The organism is Pelagibius sp. (genome assembly GCF_965249265.1).
Classification (GTDB): Bacteria; Pseudomonadota; Alphaproteobacteria; order Kiloniellales; family Kiloniellaceae; genus Pelagibius.
The window spans coordinates 574,780-590,782 of record NZ_OZ252224.1 but is presented as its reverse complement, the minus strand read 5'-3'; the positions used below and the strand labels follow the sequence as shown (position 1 = coordinate 590,782).

General features: G+C 64.0%; 17 protein-coding genes. 11 read left to right on the top strand and 6 right to left on the bottom strand.

Annotated features, from left to right (window positions below; translation table 11 throughout):
• The first annotated feature begins 189 nt into the window (after nt 1-189).
• From ACP146_RS02965 to ACP146_RS02955, 3 genes are all read left to right on the top strand, one after another.
• Complete coding sequence (locus ACP146_RS02965) at nt 190-1,269, top strand: mitochondrial fission ELM1 family protein (protein WP_422365278.1); 1,080 nt, start codon at nt 190-192, stop codon at nt 1,267-1,269.
• Between the two features lie 154 nt (nt 1,270-1,423).
• Nucleotides 1,424-2,080 carry a 2OG-Fe(II) oxygenase gene (locus ACP146_RS02960; RefSeq protein WP_422365277.1) on the top strand — a complete coding sequence of 219 codons (657 nt, stop codon included), beginning with the start codon at nt 1,424-1,426 and terminating at the stop codon, nt 2,078-2,080.
• A 64-nt stretch (nt 2,081-2,144) separates the two neighbouring features.
• On the top strand, nt 2,145-4,070 hold the full coding sequence (locus tag ACP146_RS02955) for a hypothetical protein (protein WP_422365276.1): 1,926 nt from the start codon (nt 2,145-2,147) through the stop codon (nt 4,068-4,070).
• An 18-nt stretch (nt 4,071-4,088) separates the two neighbouring features.
• On the opposite strand, the gene ACP146_RS02950 is transcribed toward ACP146_RS02955, so the two are convergent.
• A complete protein-coding gene (locus ACP146_RS02950) occupies nt 4,089-4,676 on the bottom strand; it encodes a TetR/AcrR family transcriptional regulator (protein WP_422365275.1) in 588 nt (195 codons plus the stop codon).
• 48 nt (nt 4,677-4,724) lie between these two features.
• Here ACP146_RS02950 and ACP146_RS02945 point away from each other — a divergent pair, with 48 nt between their 5' ends.
• Entirely contained in the window at nt 4,725-5,198 is a 474-nt protein-coding gene (locus ACP146_RS02945) for a DUF1330 domain-containing protein (RefSeq protein WP_422365274.1), read from the top strand.
• 441 nt (nt 5,199-5,639) lie between these two features.
• Here the strand turns inward: ACP146_RS02945 and ACP146_RS02940 are convergent, their stop codons facing one another.
• Entirely contained in the window at nt 5,640-6,146 is a 507-nt protein-coding gene (locus ACP146_RS02940; RefSeq protein WP_422365273.1) for a hypothetical protein, read from the bottom strand.
• A gap of 110 nt (nt 6,147-6,256) precedes the next feature.
• On the opposite strand from ACP146_RS02940, the gene ACP146_RS02935 reads away from it, so the two are divergent.
• The 4 genes from ACP146_RS02935 (at nt 6,257) to ACP146_RS02920 (ending at nt 9,209) form a co-directional block, all read left to right on the top strand.
• Nucleotides 6,257-7,336, top strand: a complete 1,080-nt coding sequence (locus tag ACP146_RS02935) for an AraC family transcriptional regulator ligand-binding domain-containing protein (protein WP_422365272.1) — start codon at nt 6,257-6,259, stop codon at nt 7,334-7,336.
• 263 nt (nt 7,337-7,599) lie between these two features.
• A complete protein-coding gene (locus ACP146_RS02930; RefSeq protein ID WP_422365271.1) occupies nt 7,600-7,857 on the top strand; it encodes a hypothetical protein in 258 nt (85 codons plus the stop codon).
• Between the two features lie 105 nt (nt 7,858-7,962).
• On the top strand, nt 7,963-8,979 hold the full coding sequence (locus ACP146_RS02925; protein WP_422365270.1) for an MFS transporter: 1,017 nt from the start codon (nt 7,963-7,965) through the stop codon (nt 8,977-8,979).
• A complete protein-coding gene (locus ACP146_RS02920; RefSeq protein WP_422365269.1) occupies nt 8,946-9,209 on the top strand; it encodes a hypothetical protein in 264 nt (87 codons plus the stop codon). The genes ACP146_RS02925 and ACP146_RS02920 overlap by 34 nt, the downstream gene beginning before the upstream one ends.
• A 37-nt stretch (nt 9,210-9,246) precedes the next feature.
• On the opposite strand, the gene ACP146_RS02915 is transcribed toward ACP146_RS02920, so the two are convergent.
• On the bottom strand, nt 9,247-9,420 hold the full coding sequence (locus tag ACP146_RS02915) for a hypothetical protein (RefSeq protein ID WP_422365268.1): 174 nt from the start codon (nt 9,418-9,420) through the stop codon (nt 9,247-9,249).
• A gap of 70 nt (nt 9,421-9,490) precedes the next feature.
• Entirely contained in the window at nt 9,491-9,976 is a 486-nt protein-coding gene (locus ACP146_RS02910) for a GNAT family N-acetyltransferase (RefSeq protein WP_422365267.1), read from the bottom strand.
• 186 nt (nt 9,977-10,162) lie between these two features.
• Between ACP146_RS02910 and trxB the strand changes: the two genes are divergently transcribed.
• Both trxB and ACP146_RS02900 read left to right on the top strand, forming a co-directional pair.
• Nucleotides 10,163-11,149 (top strand): thioredoxin-disulfide reductase, encoded by a 987-nt coding sequence (gene trxB, locus ACP146_RS02905; RefSeq protein WP_422365266.1) that lies wholly within the window; start codon nt 10,163-10,165, stop codon nt 11,147-11,149.
• 176 nt (nt 11,150-11,325) lie between these two features.
• Nucleotides 11,326-12,216, top strand: coding sequence for a LysR family transcriptional regulator (locus ACP146_RS02900; protein ID WP_422369612.1), 891 nt, complete (start codon nt 11,326-11,328; stop codon nt 12,214-12,216).
• A gap of 435 nt (nt 12,217-12,651) precedes the next feature.
• Here ACP146_RS02900 and msrP read toward each other — a convergent pair whose 3' ends face one another.
• Nucleotides 12,652-13,659 (bottom strand): protein-methionine-sulfoxide reductase catalytic subunit MsrP, encoded by a 1,008-nt coding sequence (gene msrP / locus ACP146_RS02895; protein ID WP_422365265.1) that lies wholly within the window; start codon nt 13,657-13,659, stop codon nt 12,652-12,654.
• A gap of 250 nt (nt 13,660-13,909) precedes the next feature.
• On the opposite strand from msrP, the gene ACP146_RS02890 reads away from it, so the two are divergent.
• A complete protein-coding gene (locus tag ACP146_RS02890; protein WP_422365264.1) occupies nt 13,910-15,394 on the top strand; it encodes a sensor histidine kinase in 1,485 nt (494 codons plus the stop codon).
• A gap of 14 nt (nt 15,395-15,408) precedes the next feature.
• Here ACP146_RS02890 and ACP146_RS02885 read toward each other — a convergent pair whose 3' ends face one another.
• Nucleotides 15,409-15,876 (bottom strand): Dps family protein, encoded by a 468-nt coding sequence (locus ACP146_RS02885; RefSeq protein ID WP_422365263.1) that lies wholly within the window; start codon nt 15,874-15,876, stop codon nt 15,409-15,411.
• Nucleotides 15,877-16,003: the final 127 nt, after the last annotated feature.

Here is a 16,003-nt window from a genome sequence, read left to right as displayed (position 1 = left end):
CGCGCCCCTCGCAAGGGGGCGTTGCGCAACAATATTACCGACCGCCGGGTCCTGCGCAAGTACGATCGGCTGTGCAAAACTCACTTTCCCGGGCCGAAACCGCGATCCGCAGAGATCGCCCGGCTGCTTTGACGCAGCCCAACGCGCAGGGCTTGCACGCACCGCAAGGCGCCCTCATAGTCCGCCGCCATGAACGGACAGGAACAGCGCGAGTCGCCCGCGCCGGATGCCTCTGCCGCCGCGCCGACAGACGCCCGGTCAAACGCCCCATCAAACGCCCCATCAAACGCCCTCGGGGGCCTGACCTGCTGGGTGGTGACCGACGGCAAGGCCGGCATGGAAATTCAGTGTCTCGGCCTCGCCGAGGCCATCGGCCTCACCCCCCAGGTGAAGCGCGTCTCGGTAACCAAACCCTGGCGCTGGATGCCGCCGGGCCTGATCCGCAACCCGCTGGGCACGCTGGGGGCCAAAGGCGACCGCCTGGCCCCGCCCTGGCCCGATCTCTGGATCGCCAGCGGGCGGCAGACGGTGCCGCTGAGCCGCGACATGCGGAACATCTCCGGCGGGCAGAGCTTTACGGTCCAGGTGCAGAACCCGGCCATCGATCCGGCCTGCGTCGACCTGGTGGTGACCCCGGAACACGACCTGCTGAACGGCCCCAACGTTCTCTCCACCCGCGGCGCCCTCGGCCGGGTGACGCCCAAACGCCTGTCGGAGGCCGCAACCGCCTTTGCCGGGCGCTACGGCGCGCTGCCGAGACCGCGCATCGGCGTGCTGATCGGCGGCGACAACAAGGTCTTCAAGATGACCGCAGCGATCATGACCCGCCTGACCGAGCAACTTTCCCGTTTGGCCCGCGAAGAAGGCTGCGGGCTGATGATCACGCCCTCCCGGCGGACCGGCAAGGGCAACGAAGCGATCCTGCGTCGCGGCCTCGCCGGGCTGCCGGCCGAAATCTGGGACGGCGCAGGCGAAAACCCCTATTTCGGCATCCTCGGCCTCGCCGACCATCTGGTGGTGACCGGCGACTCCGTGAACATGGTCTCGGAGGCGGCGAGCACCGGCAAACCGGTGCATGTCGTCGATCTGGAGGGGGGATCGGCCAAGTTCAGCCGTTTTCACGGCTCGCTGCAGGCCGCCGGCATCACCCGGCCCTTTACCGGCACCCTGGAGCGTTGGGACTATACGCCGCTCAACGAAACCCGGCGCATCGCCGCCGAGATCCGCCAGCGCCTGACCGACCGTCACGGACGCCCGCCCCGGCCGTAACCGAATTCCCGATCCGCGGCGGCGGAAGCGGCTTCACTTGACCCGGCGCATTTGACCCAACTCTTTTGACCGGGCTCAATTGATCTTTGCGGCATCTGCCTATATCTAAGGCCAACCGCCGCCGTCCGGAAAAACGCCGTCTTGGAAGCTTCAGGTGCCCAGCCCCGCTGCAGAACCGACCGATCCCTCGCCGCTCGATCTGACGCGCTTCAGCGAAACGCCGCTGCAGCGTGACCCCTTCGATTTCCTGATCGTCCCCGGCTTCCTGCGCGCCGAGGCGCTGCCGGCGGTCGAGCGGGACTTCCCGGAGATTACCAAGGGTGGCAGTTTCCCGGCGCAGAGCCTGAAATGCGGACCGCGCTTTTCCGCCCTGCTGGATATGCTGCAGGGCCCTGAGGTGACGGCGGCCTTTGCCGAGAAGTTCGCCATCGACCTTTCCGGGCGCCCCACCATGGTGACCCTGCGCGGCCAGTCCCGCGCCAAGGACGGGCAGATCCACACCGATTCCGAGAGCAAGCTGGTCACCGCGCTGGTCTACCTGAACAGCCGCTGGGAATCGGACGGCGGACGCCTGCGGATGCTGAACGGACCCGACAACCTGGAAGACTATGCCGCCGAGGTGCCGCCCCAGGCCGGCACCCTGGTCGCCTTTCGCTGCAGCGCCGAGGCCTATCACGGCCACAAGCCCTTCGTCGGCCAGCGGCGCTCCATCCAACTCAACTGGCTGACCGATGCCGGGGTGCTGAAGCGCGAGCTGAAGCGCCACAGTTTTTCCGCCTGGACCAAAAGGGTGCTGCGCTTCGGGGGCTGAGGCCCCGCCGGTCATCCAAACCCACCCTCTTTAATGCGGGCCGACAAGAAAGTACTCTCTCGCCATGGCGCTCAACATCGAAACCTTCAGCAACGCAAAGGGCGGCAACGCCTTTTTCAAGGCCATCGGCCACCCTCTGGCGGCGCGCAAGGCGGCGGATCTGCTGGCCGATCTGAAAGCCGCGCCGGTGGCGATCTACGATCCCCTGGGTTTCGCCAAGGCCTTTGCGGAGATCTACGACCTGGGCGACCTCGACATCGCCGCCGTCTACGTTCAGGACCTGGAGGAGATCGGCAGCGACATCCTCGGCCGGCAGGCCCAGCCGGTGACCGACCTGGCGGCCGCCCCGGCGACCAAGGTCTTCATCACCGCCTTCGATGCCGAACGCCTGGCCGACCATATCCGCCACCTGCTGCCCGCCGGGGCGGAGGTCGTCACTCTGGATGCGCTCCGGCTGCCGGACAGCATGCTGACCAACCGGCGCAACTATCTCGACAGCCTGAACTTCGCCACTAATCTGGTGTTCTTCCGCGAGGGCGAGGGCCACCACACGCGTCTCGCCACAGCCAACTACTGGTCGGCCTATGGCGCCAAGGCGCCGAGCGCCTGGTGCTGCCTGATGAACGAGGCGGGCGAGCCCCTGGCCGAGTGGCAGGACGCCCTGCCCGGCGCCAACGCCAGCGTGGTGATCGATTCCAAAGAGGTGCGCGAACGCTTCGGCCTCGACAGTTTCACCGGCAGCCTCTTCCTGCATGTCTGCGGCATCGCCGGCCATGACATCGTGAAGTATGCGCTGGACACCTACGGCGACGACGACGAAGTGCTGTCCTGCACCCATGACGCCAACTCCTGGCCCGCCGATCTCTACGGCGGCCTGCCCGCCCCCAAAGACGGCGAGCAGGTACTGCTCTGGGTCCAGAACAGCCACCCGGCGACAGTGCCCGCAGGCAGCGTCGGCCTGAACCTGATGGGCAACGACGCCATCGCCTGGCTCGACGACGACATCCCGCCCTTCGGCACCCGCGCCATCGATACGGCGGCGCTGCTGCCCGAGGCGAAGTGGCCGCAGCAGATCGAGGTGCAGGCCGGCAAGTACTTCGTGCGCCCGCGCTATGAGGTGATCGCCAACGGCGCCACCAATCCGCCGCGCCGGCGCATCGCCCATGCCAATGTCGAGCGGGTCGACCTGAAGCCCGACCCCCGCATTCCCGAACTGGCGAACCTGCTGGGCAAGGGCTTCGTGCTGCCGGCGCCGATCCTGCCGCGCGCCCGCTTCCGCTCCATTGCCCTGCCGACGCCGATGTCGACCTGCCAGCAGAACCTGCCGGTCGCCCTGCTGGCCTACGACCCCGAAGGCCGCGAGATCGGCGTGAAGCGCCTCGGCAAGCTGCCGCGCGACCACGCCACCTCCGTCGACGTGGGTGAGTTGTTGAACGGCGAAGGTCTTGCCCTAGGAGAGGAAGACTGGGGTCACATGGAGCTGGTCTACGACTTCGCCGAGGGCGGCGAGGCCGACGGCTGGCTGCACGGCCTGTTCCGCTACGAGGACAAGGCCTCCGGCCATATCGCCGAGACCTCTTTCGGCGCCCATGTCTTCAACACGGTGATGACCTACAAGGGCGAGCCGCAGTCCTACGCCGGGCGTCCGCCGGGGCTCTCGACCCGCCTCTTCCTTTCCTTCGGGCCGGCCCCCTACGCGCCGCTCTGCCACCTCATCTACCCGGCCTCGGCCCCCTGGCACGAGAAGAGCCGCACCAACCTGATGTTGCACGATGCGAACGGAAGCCTGATCGCCGAGCACGAGGTACGGATCGCCTGCGGCGGCTCCCTGCTCTGGCGTCCATCGGATTACTTCTCGGAGGCCGACATAGCGGCCGCCGGGCCGGAGGGCTACGTCATCATCCGCGACGTCACTTGCCGCCTCTTCGGCTACCACGGCCTTACCAACGGCGAGAAAGCCTTCTCCTTCGACCACATGTTCGGGTTTTAGGAAACCGGGCTGCAGCCGCTAAGCCAGCAACACCCGCGCCGCATTGGCGCGGATGGTCTTCGATGCCGCCGCCGGGCTCCAGCCGCGTTCCTTGACCAGCAGGCCCCAGGCCTGGACCGAGCAGGCGGCCCAGAGATGGTCGGCAGCGCGGGGCACCGTCCAGCCCTTTGCCAGGGCGCCCTCCTTGGCGAGGCTGGCGGCCAGTTCGCGGAAGCAGCCCCAGAGATCCTGCATGCGGTCTTCCCAGGCCGCCGCCGCATCTTCATCGGTGGCGCGCAGCCGGATCAGGTCGCTGGCGACGGGATAGATCTTGGGCACGAAGACCAGCCAGGCCTTGAGGTAGCGGTCGAGCCGCTCCGCCGGATCGGCAAGCGCAAGCGCCCGGTCGAACTTCGCGAAGATGTCCTCGCGCTCGTCGGAGCGGCGCACCAGGGCGACCAGCAGGCCGCCGCGCGAGCCGAAGTGGACGTAGATCGACTGCCGGGTCATGCCGACGGCAGCAGCGATTTCCGACAGCGATACCTCGGCGCCCCGCGCCGCAATCAGGTCCCAGGCGGCATCCAGAATCTCGGCCCGGCTTTGCGCCGCCCTTTTTGAATTTGACACGTGTAAAAAATCCAATATTTTACGCGCGTCAAATTACAGGAGAGCGCTATGACCTGCAACAGTGACAGCGAAGCAACCCAAAGCAGTGGCGAACGGCTCGACCGCCTTGTCGCCTGGTATGGCGAGGGCAGCGACGGCGGCGCCCCGACCCGGGCGCAGTGGCGCGTCCTGCTGGAGCGCCCGGCAGAGACGCCGGTCACCATCGTCAATTTCTTCAAGTTGCGCGCAGAAGCGGCCTACGCGGAAGCTACCGCCACGAAAGTCAGCGGAAAGGAAGCCTTCGACCGCTACGCCGCCGTCAGCGGTCCAGCCGTCGAAAAGGCCGGCGGCCGTTTCCTCCTGCTGGCCCCCTTCGAGGCGGCCTTCATGGGTGCGGAAGAAGACTGGGACCTGGTGGTCGTGGGCAGTTACCCCGACAAGGATTCCCTGCTCGCCCTGCACGAAGACCCGGACTATCGCGCCGTCTACCCGCATCGCAGGGCGGCGCTGGAACGGCAGAAGGTTTTCGCCTGCGGCGGCTAGGTCCCCTCCCACGATAAGAGAGGGGATTCAACACCACCCCTTGTCGTTCCCCCTCTCCCTCGATGGGAGAGGGCCGGGGTGAGGGTGACTCTCGCAAACGGCAAGTCCTCTGCCATTTTCTGTAAAAAGAGGAGACGCGGCGCAAAGCCCCCTCACCCTCCCGCTGCGCGGGCCCCTCCCTCTCCCACCAGGGGAGAGGGTAACAACCCACGGGCTTTTTTGCTTTTCCCTCTCCCCCAACCTATAGCATTGGGTGGGAGAGGGTCTTTAAAAGCCTCCTTGTGATTTCCCCCTCTCCCCTGGTGGGAGAGGGTCGGGGTGAGGGGGAGCAACCGCACGGATCTCGCTCAGCTTAGCGGAAACCCTGAACGCAGCTACCGGAACAGTGATGGTTCGTTCTTACGCCGCCTGAAGCGGCGATGCACAGAGTGCCACCCTGTTTTAACCTGCCCCTTCCCCGCGCCAGATCCAGCAGCCGAGCAGGCGCACCACCCTTTCCTCGCCGTCGAAGAGCGGCAGCAGGAGGCGCACATAGGTCCGCGGTTCGGAACCATGGACCAGATTGATGGACTCGGCGTAGTGCGGCTCGCCGGTGGCAAAGATCTCGATGTAGGTCTGAATCACGCGTTCAGCGGCGCGGGCCGGGATCAGATCGGAGAAAAGCCGGCCTTCGAAGGCCCAGCCGGTATGCTGCTGATGGGACGGGCCAACCCGGCGGTAGCAGTAATCGAGACGTCCCTCAGGCGAGACCGCGGGCTCGACCAGCCCAAGGCCGGGATAGGTACCGACCAGTTCGTCAAAGGGAAAATCCGTATCCGTTGGCAGCCGTTCCGCCGTGATCGCCTGCCAACGGCCCAGCAGTTCGTGGAGCGGTGCGGGCGCGTCCGGGGGCAGGATATCGGCATTGCCACCGGCCCCTCGGTCAACCTTATCTGTAGCGGTCGTCATTGAAAAACGGTCCCCAGCAAGCGCTTGCAGGCGGCAGCATACAGGGCACCGCCGGACACCAGAGTCTCGATACTTAACATCTGGCGCCAAGTCTTTATCATTACAGTCCCATGGTAAGCGAACAGCCTAGGCCGGTACTGGCCGATCAATACCGAATCTCGGGTGGGCTTGGCCGGGAACTGCCGGACTTCGCGGAGAGCATGGGGGTCGACATCCTGCCGATCGCCCAGGCTCTCGACATCGACCCTGGCAAGTTCCGCGATCTCGACAGTACCGTCAGCCTGAACCGCTTCTGCCGTCTTTTCGAGGTCCTGGCGACCATCTCCGGCGATCCGGCCTTCGGGCTCCGTTACTCCCAGGCCTATGTGCACGGCGGCGTCGGCGCCTTTGAATATGGGCTTATGCACGCGCCGACCCTGCGCCACTCGATGGAATTCTTCGTTAAGTTCGCGGGGCTCAGGATCGATCTCGCCTATCTCGGTTTCGAGGCCGACCGGCGTCATGCCAGACTGGAGTGGAGCTACTCCCCGCTGATCGTCCAGCGCGAGCAATACGTCGACTTCTCCATGGCCTCCAACGTGCGCCACCTGAACCACTTTCTGGGGCCGGGCCGCCAGGTTCTCGAAGCCTACATGGAGCGGCGGGAACCGGCTTCAACGGCGCTATACCGCAAACTGATCTCGCAGACCGTCGTCTTCAACGCGCCGATCAATGCGGTCGTGGTCAGAACGGACGAACTGAGCGCGGCGAACCGCAACGCCGACGAACGTCTCTTCGATCTCGTCTCGCGGCAGTGCGAGGCCAAGATGCGCGAGCGCCAGCACCAGCCCAGCATCATCTTGAAAATAAAAGAGGAAGTCCTTGGCGTCATGGATCGCGGTCCGGTACCGATCGGCCTGATCGCACGCCGGTTGGCGATCAGCGAGCGCAGCCTGCAGCGCCGCCTCGCCGAGCACGGCACCAGCTATCAGCAGTTGCTGGACGAAACGCGGCGCGAGTTCTCCGACCGGCTGCTACGCGAAACCGACATGCCGCTTTCGGAGATCAGCTACCGCCTGGGCTTCTCGGCGCCCAGCGCCTACAGCCGCGCAGCCATCCGCTGGTACGGCAAGAAACCGAGCGCAGTGCGTGAAGCTGGGCTACGCGAGAGCCGCCTGCCACCGCAGAACACACCCTCCAAAGGCACTTAACGCCGCCCGCCAGGCATTCCTCCGGCTGGCGCCGGGGGGCAATGAAGCTTCACGGCCCGCCTGCTATATCGCCCTCACCTCAACCTCCGGGCATTGTCGCGCTCCGCAGCGCTGGGGCAAAGGATCGCGTCTCGCAAGCGGCCGCGACTCCCATCAAAAAACAAAAAGAACCGCGCGTGGCAGAGCCGGCTTTTCGTTGCACATGTTTGCAAGCGCTTGCACAGAGCGACCCGACGAGACCGGGCAAAGGAGAGATGCCGATCATGCCCCATGGCCCCCTGGTCACTGGCGGCGGCGAAACGGTTTGGAGCTTTCGCCAGTTTGCCTACCTGCTGCGCTTGAAAAAGCAAATGGCGGAAACCATCCGCGATCTTGAGTCGAGCATCAGCGGCGACAGCGCCGACGGCCCGGATACCATGACGGTGGACGTCGCCAGGGCGCGCGAAATCATCGCCCGCTTCGAAGCGATCATCAGGGAAATCGAAGATCCCACCACCCGCTTCCGGGAAGAGGACGGCTAAACCGGCGCACACCGAGCCCCAGACACACTAGGCTTGGCAGGGAACCGGAACTCCGTTAGGGGAGCAGAGAGGTCTTTCTTCTGTTCCCCGCGAATGGAGCCGCCGGTGCTGTACCGCGCCATCATGGAATCCTGGCCGCTGTTCCTCGGCATGCTGTTGTTGATGATCAGCAACGGCCTAATGGTGACCCTGGTGACCCTGCGCGCCACCGATCTGGGCTTCACCCAGACCGAGATCACCTTCATGCAGGCGGCCTACCCCCTGGCAGCGATTTTCGGCTGTATCGTCGCGCCCAAGATCGTCGCCGCTGTCGGCCACATCCGCAGTTTCGGCGCCCTTGCCTCTCTCTGTTCGATTTCCGCCCTGGTCCATATGGTGACCGCCGACCCCTTCAGTTGGGCCGCCATGCGGGCCTTGGCCGGGTTCTGTTTTCCGGGCCTCTACGTGGTGGCGGAAAGCTGGTTGAACGGCCGCGCCAACAACCAGACCCGTGCCGCCCTGCTGTCCGTATACTTCATAACCCAGACCGGCGGGGCCGCCCTCGGTCAACTCCTGCTCTACCTGCCGGACAGCCGGGGAATTCTGCTGTTCGTCATTGTCTCGGTTCTGATTTCTCTCTCGCTGGTGCCGATGCTGCTCTCGGCGCGGCAGAACCAGACCTTCGAAGAGCCGGCACGCCTCGGCGTGCGTGAACTGTTTCGGATCTCGCCTCTGGGCCTTTCCGTCGGCTTTCTGAACGGCCTCTCCCAGGGAGCCTTTTACGTCGGCCTCGGCCTGTTCGGCGTGGCGCTCGGTCTGTCCGGTGACAGAATCGGCCTGCTGGTCGCCGCCGGCACCCTCGGCGGTATGCTGGCGCAGTTTCCGCTGGGGGCGCTGTCCGACCGCATCGACCGCCGGCTAGTGATCGCGGGCGCCGCGATCCTGGCCTTTCTTGCCAGCCTTGCCGTTGCCTTCATCAGCCAGCTATCCGACGCCGGCATTACAGCGGGCGGATGGCTGTTTGCCGCCGTCGGACTGGTCGGCGCTTTCATGCTCCCGCTTTACTCCCTGGGTGTCACCCACTGCAACGACCGCCTACACCGGCGCAGATGGTTGCGGCCTCCGGTGCGCTGGTGCTGGTGATGAACGTGGGGATTTTCCTCGGGCCGCTGGTCGGCGGCCTCTCGATCACCCACCTGGGGGCGCCGGCACTGTTCTTCTGTCTGGCGACCCTGCAGGCGGCCACCGCCCTGCTGGCACTCCTGCGCCTGGCGACCGGCGGAAAACCGGCGACCGAGACCGGCACCGCCTTACCTGTCGGCCACGCGGCGACGCCGGTGGCCAGCCGCCTCAATCCCGATGCGCAGGAATAGGCGGGCCGGAACCGCTTCGACGCAAGTCGAAAAAGCTCTAGAGAAACCAGAGGCCGCCCTGGCGCCACCACAGCAAAAGGGTCGACAAGACCAGACCGGAAAGGGCCGCGAACAGCAATGAGGCGGCCAGGCCCCGGCGGGCGAAACGCACCACAAGGCCCCCGGCAAGCGCGCTGAGAACGGAACAGACGACAACGAAAGGAATAACCAACGCAAATCTCCTCTCGGACACGGCAGCAGAATTCCGCCGCGCCGTAACCAACCACAGACAACTTGAACTGCTAATCGGGCCCGATGGCCTTTACCAGATTGAGGCCCAGGGGCTGGAATCCCTGCCGGGCGTAGGCGGCTTCGGCCGAGGTGTTGCCGACCAGCACACCGATTGTCACCTCCCGGTATCCGCGGCTTGCCGCGTGTTCTTCAGCCGCCGTCATCAGGGCGCGGCCGATACCCTTCTGGCGCTCCGATTCCACCACCACGAGGTCGCCGATATGGGCGTAGGGCCGGGCCTCGGCCTGCAGATAGACCGGGCCCTCCTCGAAGGTCAGGGTCATGAGGCCGACCACCCTGCCGGCGCTTTCAGCCACCAGGAAGACGCCATCGCTGCGCTCCACCTGACCCTGCGACTCGGCCAGGGTCTCCTCGGCGCCGCTGCGGTCGGTGCGGCGGTCGCCGGTTATCGCGTTTTCATGACTATTGAGCGCCTGAAACAGCGCGATCAAGGCCTCCCGGTCGCGGGCCTCAGCTTGCCTGATCGTGAAACTCATCCTGCCGGTTCCCAAAAACACCAGTTCCCAAGCCACTCAATATCATCGTGGCGGCGCGCACCATGCGGGCGCGGGGCACGGCGGTCAAGAATCCGCCTTCATCCACAGCTCTTGCGCCGCCGCTTCTTGCAGCCCCCCGGCGGGCTCTCTATTTTCTGAAGACTGTATAAGTCAGGAGTCTCCGACATGGCGCAAGCCTCAGACAGCCGGAACCGGCACAGCAAGGTCCTTATCATCGGCTCCGGCGCCGCCGGGCTGACCGCCGCCATCTACACCGCGCGGGCCAACCTGAAACCGTTGCTGGTGCACGGGCTGCAGCCGGGCGGCCAAATGACCATCACCACCGATGTGGAGAACTATCCGGGCTTTGCCGACGTAATCCAGGGCCCCTGGCTGATGGAGCAGATGCAAAAGCAGGCTGAGCATGTCGGCACCGAGCTGGTCTCCGACATCGTCACCGAGGTCGACTTCACCCGCCGGCCCTTTGTCCTGAAGGGCGACAGCGGCACCAGCTACACCGCCGATGCGGTCATCATCGCGACCGGTGCCCAGGCGCGCTGGCTGGGCATCCCCGGCGAGCAGAAATTCAACGGCCGCGGCGTTTCCGCCTGCGCCACCTGTGACGGATTCTTCTACCGCGATAAAGAGGTCGTCGTGGTCGGCGGCGGCAACACCGCCGTGGAAGAGGCGCTCTACCTCGCCAACATCTGCTCCAAGGTTACTCTCATCCATCGCCGCGACGCCTTGAGGGCCGAGAAGATCGGCCAGGACCGGCTGTTCCGCCACCCGAAAATCGAGGTGCGCTGGAACGCCGTGATCGACGACATCCTTGGCGGCGACGGCCCGATGGACGGTGTCGAAGCGGTGCGCCTGCGCGATACCCAGTCGGGCGCGCTGAGCGAGATCCCCTGCGAAGGGGCCTTCATCGCCATCGGGCACGATCCGGCGACGGCGGTCTTCAAAGACAAGCTGGCGATGGATTCGGAAGGCTATCTGCTGGCCGAATCCGGCGCCACCGGCACCTCGGTGCCCGGCGTTTTCGTGGCCGGCGACTGCGTCGACAAGGTTTTCCGCCAGGCGGTGACGGCGGCCGGCATGGGCTGCATGGCCGCGCTGGAGGCCGAGAAGTATCTGGCGGAATTGGAAGATTCCGCCAGCGAAGCGGCGGAATAGCATCCCAGGCGCGGCTGAACTATACTGATTCGGGGATTTCCGGAGTAGACCGGCTCCCGACTCTGTCCATACATTCCGGTTCGCGCGTCGCGACGACACGCAACCATCAGGCTTTGGAGGCTCTCGTGCTGGACGATGTTGGCCTGCCCCAAAAGCGGGGCCTGGGCGCCACCATCATGGATTGGGACAAGCTGCGCATCTTCCACGCGGTGGCGGAGGCGGGCAGCTTTACCCATGCCGGCGAGTTGCTGAACCTCAGCCAGTCGGCGGTGAGCCGCCAGATCTCGGCTCTCGAAGACAGTCTGAAGGTGCCGCTTTTCCATCGCCATGCCCGCGGCCTGATCCTCACCGAGCAGGGCGAACTGCTGTACCGCACGGCCCACGAGGTCTTCGGCAAGCTGGCCATGACCGAGGCGCAGCTCACCGAAAGCAAGGACCGCCCCAAGGGACCGTTGAAGATCACCACCACCGTCGCCTTCGGCTCGCAGTGGCTGGCGCCGCGCATGCACGAGTTCATCGAGGTCTACCCGGAGATCGAGTGCCACCTGCTGCTGCTCGACCGGGAGGTCGACCTCTCCATGCGGGAGGCCGATCTGGCGATCCGCTTCTCGCCGCCGCGCCAGGCCGACTTGATCCAGCGGCACCTGATGACCGTGCATATGCATATCTATGCGGCGGCCACCTACATCAAGAAGCACGGCGTGCCCCAAACCGCCGAGGAGTTGGACAATCACCGTATCGTGGTCTACGGCGAGGACGTACGACCGCCGGTGCCCGATGTGAACTGGCTGCTGCGGGTCGGCTTCAAGGAAGGCCAGCTGCGCCGCCCGACGATGACGGTGAATAACGTCTACGGCGTCATGAAGGCGGTCCAATCAGGGGCCGGCATCGGCGCCCTGCCGGAATACATGAGCTACAACAACGCCGATCTTGTGGAAATTCTGCCGGAGCTGACCGGACCGCAGTTCGACGCCTACTTCGTCTACGCGGAGGAGATGAAGCGGTCTAAGCGGATCTCCGTGTTCCGGGATTTTCTGCTACGCAAAGTTGCAGAGTCTAAGTTTTAGAACCTTTCCCGAGACGTTGCAGCGCAGCGAAATCGCCCTGCACCGACGCAAAAAATTCATCATTTATTTCAATAATTTCAAATGGTTGTCTAGCTATGCAGCACCCGCATATCACCACTGTCCATATGTATGTAGTAAAATAACCTCAAATCCCTATTTTTAAATCATCGGATGTTGCGACGCAGCATCCTCCGAGTTTCCGGCCCCCCGCCGGCACTCAGTTCCGAGCGCCCCCCGCTCGGAGAAGGGCCTTACCGCAGGGTTCCCGCCTTGCACTTCAAGGTCCTACGTCTCCCAGACGTGAAGCCTCCCTGTTCAACTTGCCGGGCCCTAGAGGCCCGGCTTTTTTCTTTTCGGGAGTGATTCCACAAAAAAGGGGGCGCAAACCGGTCGCGCCCCACCTTTTCGGCTGCGTTATGGCAGCTTCAGACTGCCTCAGATGAACAGGCGGTCCTGGACCGGGTCCAGGTCCTTGTAGAGGTCGGCGACGAACTCGCCATAGCCGTTGTAGAGCAGGGTCGGCACCCGCTCGTCGCTGCCCAGAACCCGTTCGGTTGCCTGGCTCCAGCGCGGATGGGGCACCTCCGGGTTCACATTGGCCCAGAAACCGTACTCGCCGCCCTGGATCTCCTCCCAGAAGGAAACCGGGCGCTGGTCGGTGAACTCGAAGCGGACGATGCCCTTGATGTGCTTGAAACCATACTTCCAGGGCACGGCCAGGCGCAGCGGCGCGCCATTCTGCTTGGGGATCGGCTTGCCGTAGAGGCCGGTGGCGATGAAGCTCAGCTCGTGGACGGCTTCCGCCAGGGTCAGCCCTTCGATATAGGGCCAGGGATACCAGGCGGCGTTCTGGCCGGAGGCGACGTCGCGATCCTCGAAGGTCACCATCTTCACATATTTGGCCGAGGACAGCGGCCGGGCGAGGTCGACCAGCGCCTTCATCGGAAAGCCACTGTAGGGCACTGCCATGGACCAGGCTTCGACACAGCGATGGCGGTAGAGCCGCTCTTCCAGCGGCATCTTGGCGAGCAGGTCGTCGATGCCGATTTCCATCGGCGCCTCGACCATGCCGTCGATGGCCACCGTCCAGGGGCGCAGCGGCAATGCCTGCGCCTTCTGCCAGATATTCTTGGAGGAGCCGAATTCGTAATAATTGTTGTAGGTCGTGGCGAGTTTCTCGTCGGTCAGCGGCCGGTCGAGGGTGTAGCGGGCGTTGCGCTCCACCGGGTAGAGGCCCGCCGAGGGGTCGGCAGCCTCAGCGTTTTCCGAGGCCTCAGCCACCTGGTTCGGCCCCTCGTCACAGGCCGCCAGCAGGCCGCCGGCGCCCAGCAGCAGCGGTCCTGCCGCGGCGGCCTTCAGCAGGCTCCGACGCTTGAGAAAGACATCCTCGGGCGTTGCCTGGGATTCAGGCAGCTCCCATCCGCGTTTGATCCGAACGAGCATAGATCCTCACTTCAACGGCCGGTGGTCCCTTTAAAGGAGGTAGCCCGCGGACCCTGGTTGAACAAGTCAACTAAATGCGAGCCCGCCGGATGCGCCACAACCCCAGCGATTCTGCCAGGAAGAGTATGATCGCAACGCAATATAGGAAGAAGGTTAATCAATTCGAAAGAGCCTTTCTGCTATGGAATCCGCAAGTAGCGGCCGCCGCCCGCAAAGGCATTCAATTGGTTTGATCGAAGCTCCTCCGAAGATGGCCGAACAGTCCCTGCCCCTGACCAAGCGCTTTGCCCTTTTCGCCGGGCTGATCGTCATTGCGGCGAGCGTTTTGCTGATCAATCTCTACAAGGAGATCGCAGCCAACGATCTCTACGAGTTCGCAGCGCGGAGCAACGAAGCGGTAGCGCGGGTCTTTTCAAACACCATCTGGGACGCCCATGCCGGCTTCCTGACCACGGCCCATATCCTGACCCCCGACGCGATCCGCCAACATCCCGAGACCCAGGCGATCCGCCGGAAAGTGCTCACGCATATGCGTGACCTCTCCATCGTCAAGATCAAAATCTACGACCTGGACGGCCTGACGGTTTTCTCCACCAACCCGCAACACATCGGGGCGGACAAACGCGGCAACCAGGACTTCACGGCGGCGCGCATCGGCCGGCCCGTGAACAATCTGATCCATCGTGACAGCCTGAATGCCTTCGAGAGAGAGCTGTCGCACCGCGATATCATGGAGAGCTATCTGCCGATCACCAGCGCCTCCGGCGCCATCGAGGGTGTTTTCGAGGTCTACCATGATGTGACCGACCTGCTCGCGGTCACCCACCGGCGTCAGGTGTTGTTGCAGGCCACTGTCGGCAGCACCTTTCTCTCGCTCTACCTGTTGCTGATCTTTGCGGTCTGGCGCAGCGAGAAACGCACCGAGCGGCAATACCGCAAGACCCTGGAATTGGCGCGAACCGCAGCGCGGGCCGAGGAGTCAAACCGCATGAAGTCGGAGTTTCTGGCGACTATGAGCCATGAACTGCGCACGCCCTTGAACGCAATCCTTGGCTTCTCGGAAATCCTAAAAGTGCAGATGCCCGGCACCAACGACGAGGCGACGCGACGCGAATATGCCGACAACATCTGGTCGTCCGGGCGCCTGCTGCTGAACATCGTCGACGACGTATTGGACATGTCAAAGGTCGAAGCCGGGGAGCTGACACTCAACACCTCGGTCTTCGATCCCGTCGCCCTGGCCGAGAGCTGCAAAAGACTTCTGGAAGGTCAGGCCCTGGCCGAGGGAATCACTTTGTCGATCGATGTTGCGCCGGATCTGCCTGTCGCATTCGGCGATGAGCGGCGCATCAAACAGGTGTTGCTCAATCTGCTGTCAAACGCTTTGAAGTTCACCAAATCAGGTGGCCAGGTCGGCCTTTGGGTCGGCGAGGACAAGTTCGGGCATCTGATGATCACCGTGACCGACACCGGCATCGGTATCGCTGCGGATGACGTCAAAAAGGTGCTGTCGCCCTTCGGTCAGGTAGAATCCAGCTACGCACGCCAATTCGGCGGCGCCGGCCTCGGCCTGCCCATCGCCAAGTCTCTCGTCGAAATGCACGGCGGCCGTTTTGTTCTGGAAAGTCAGCCCGGCCAGGGCACCAAGATCAGCGTCTGTCTGCCGCCGCCGGCCACTTCTGAAAACCCCGTTGAAAGATCGGCCGGCACGGCGTCGGTTGCGGTGCCGGCCTAGATCCACTGAGGCGGTCAGTCGAGCAGCGACCGCAGCATCCAGGCGGTCTTTTCATGCACCGTCATCCGCTGGGTCAACAGGTCGGCCGTCACCTCATCATTGCCTGTTTCAGCGGTCGGGAAAATCGACCGCGCCGTCTTTGCCACCGCCTCATGACCGGCGACAAGCTGGCGGATCATGTCCTTGGCCTCCGGCACCCCCGGCTCCTCTTCGATAGAGGTGAGCTTGGCAAAGGCGACGTAGCTGCCGGGCGCCGGTTCACCGAGGGCACGAATACGCTCGGCAACCTCGTCCAGGGCCGCCCAAAGCTCCGTGTACTCTTCCTCGAACATGGTGTGCAGCGTCTGAAACATCGGCCCGGTGACATTCCAATGGAAGCTGTGGGTCTTCAGGTAGAGCGTGTAGGTATCGGCCAGAAGGTGCGACAGCCCGTCGGCAATGGCTTTACGGTCATCTGCGGGAATACCGGTGTTGATCTGCATCTTTCTGTCCTTCTCTCCGTCAAACCGCCTAACGGCGTTTTTTGTCTTTTCACTCTGAAAATATAGGTATTTTCATAGGATTTACAAGGATTCCTGGAATTATTCCAGATATGTGACAGGGCATCAA

Excerpts from the sequence above, each read along its gene's own strand:
- ACP146_RS02965 (WP_422365278.1), top strand. The coding sequence starts at position 190 with ATGAACGGACAGGAACAGCGCGAGTCGCCCGCGCCGGATGCCTCTGCC.
- ACP146_RS02955 (WP_422365276.1), top strand. The coding sequence starts at position 2,145 with ATGGCGCTCAACATCGAAACCTTCAGCAACGCAAAGGGCGGCAACGCC.
- ACP146_RS02945 (WP_422365274.1), top strand. The coding sequence starts at position 4,725 with ATGACCTGCAACAGTGACAGCGAAGCAACCCAAAGCAGTGGCGAACGG.
- ACP146_RS02940 (WP_422365273.1), bottom strand. The coding sequence starts at position 6,146 with ATGACGACCGCTACAGATAAGGTTGACCGAGGGGCCGGTGGCAATGCC.
- ACP146_RS02935 (WP_422365272.1), top strand. The coding sequence starts at position 6,257 with ATGGTAAGCGAACAGCCTAGGCCGGTACTGGCCGATCAATACCGAATC.
- ACP146_RS02930 (WP_422365271.1), top strand. The coding sequence starts at position 7,600 with ATGCCCCATGGCCCCCTGGTCACTGGCGGCGGCGAAACGGTTTGGAGC.
- ACP146_RS02920 (WP_422365269.1), top strand. The coding sequence starts at position 8,946 with ATGGTTGCGGCCTCCGGTGCGCTGGTGCTGGTGATGAACGTGGGGATT.
- ACP146_RS02910 (WP_422365267.1), bottom strand. The coding sequence starts at position 9,976 with ATGAGTTTCACGATCAGGCAAGCTGAGGCCCGCGACCGGGAGGCCTTG.
- trxB (WP_422365266.1), top strand. The coding sequence starts at position 10,163 with ATGGCGCAAGCCTCAGACAGCCGGAACCGGCACAGCAAGGTCCTTATC.
- ACP146_RS02900 (WP_422369612.1), top strand. The coding sequence starts at position 11,326 with ATGGATTGGGACAAGCTGCGCATCTTCCACGCGGTGGCGGAGGCGGGC.
- msrP (WP_422365265.1), bottom strand. The coding sequence starts at position 13,659 with ATGCTCGTTCGGATCAAACGCGGATGGGAGCTGCCTGAATCCCAGGCA.
- ACP146_RS02890 (WP_422365264.1), top strand. The coding sequence starts at position 13,910 with ATGGCCGAACAGTCCCTGCCCCTGACCAAGCGCTTTGCCCTTTTCGCC.
- ACP146_RS02885 (WP_422365263.1), bottom strand. The coding sequence starts at position 15,876 with ATGCAGATCAACACCGGTATTCCCGCAGATGACCGTAAAGCCATTGCC.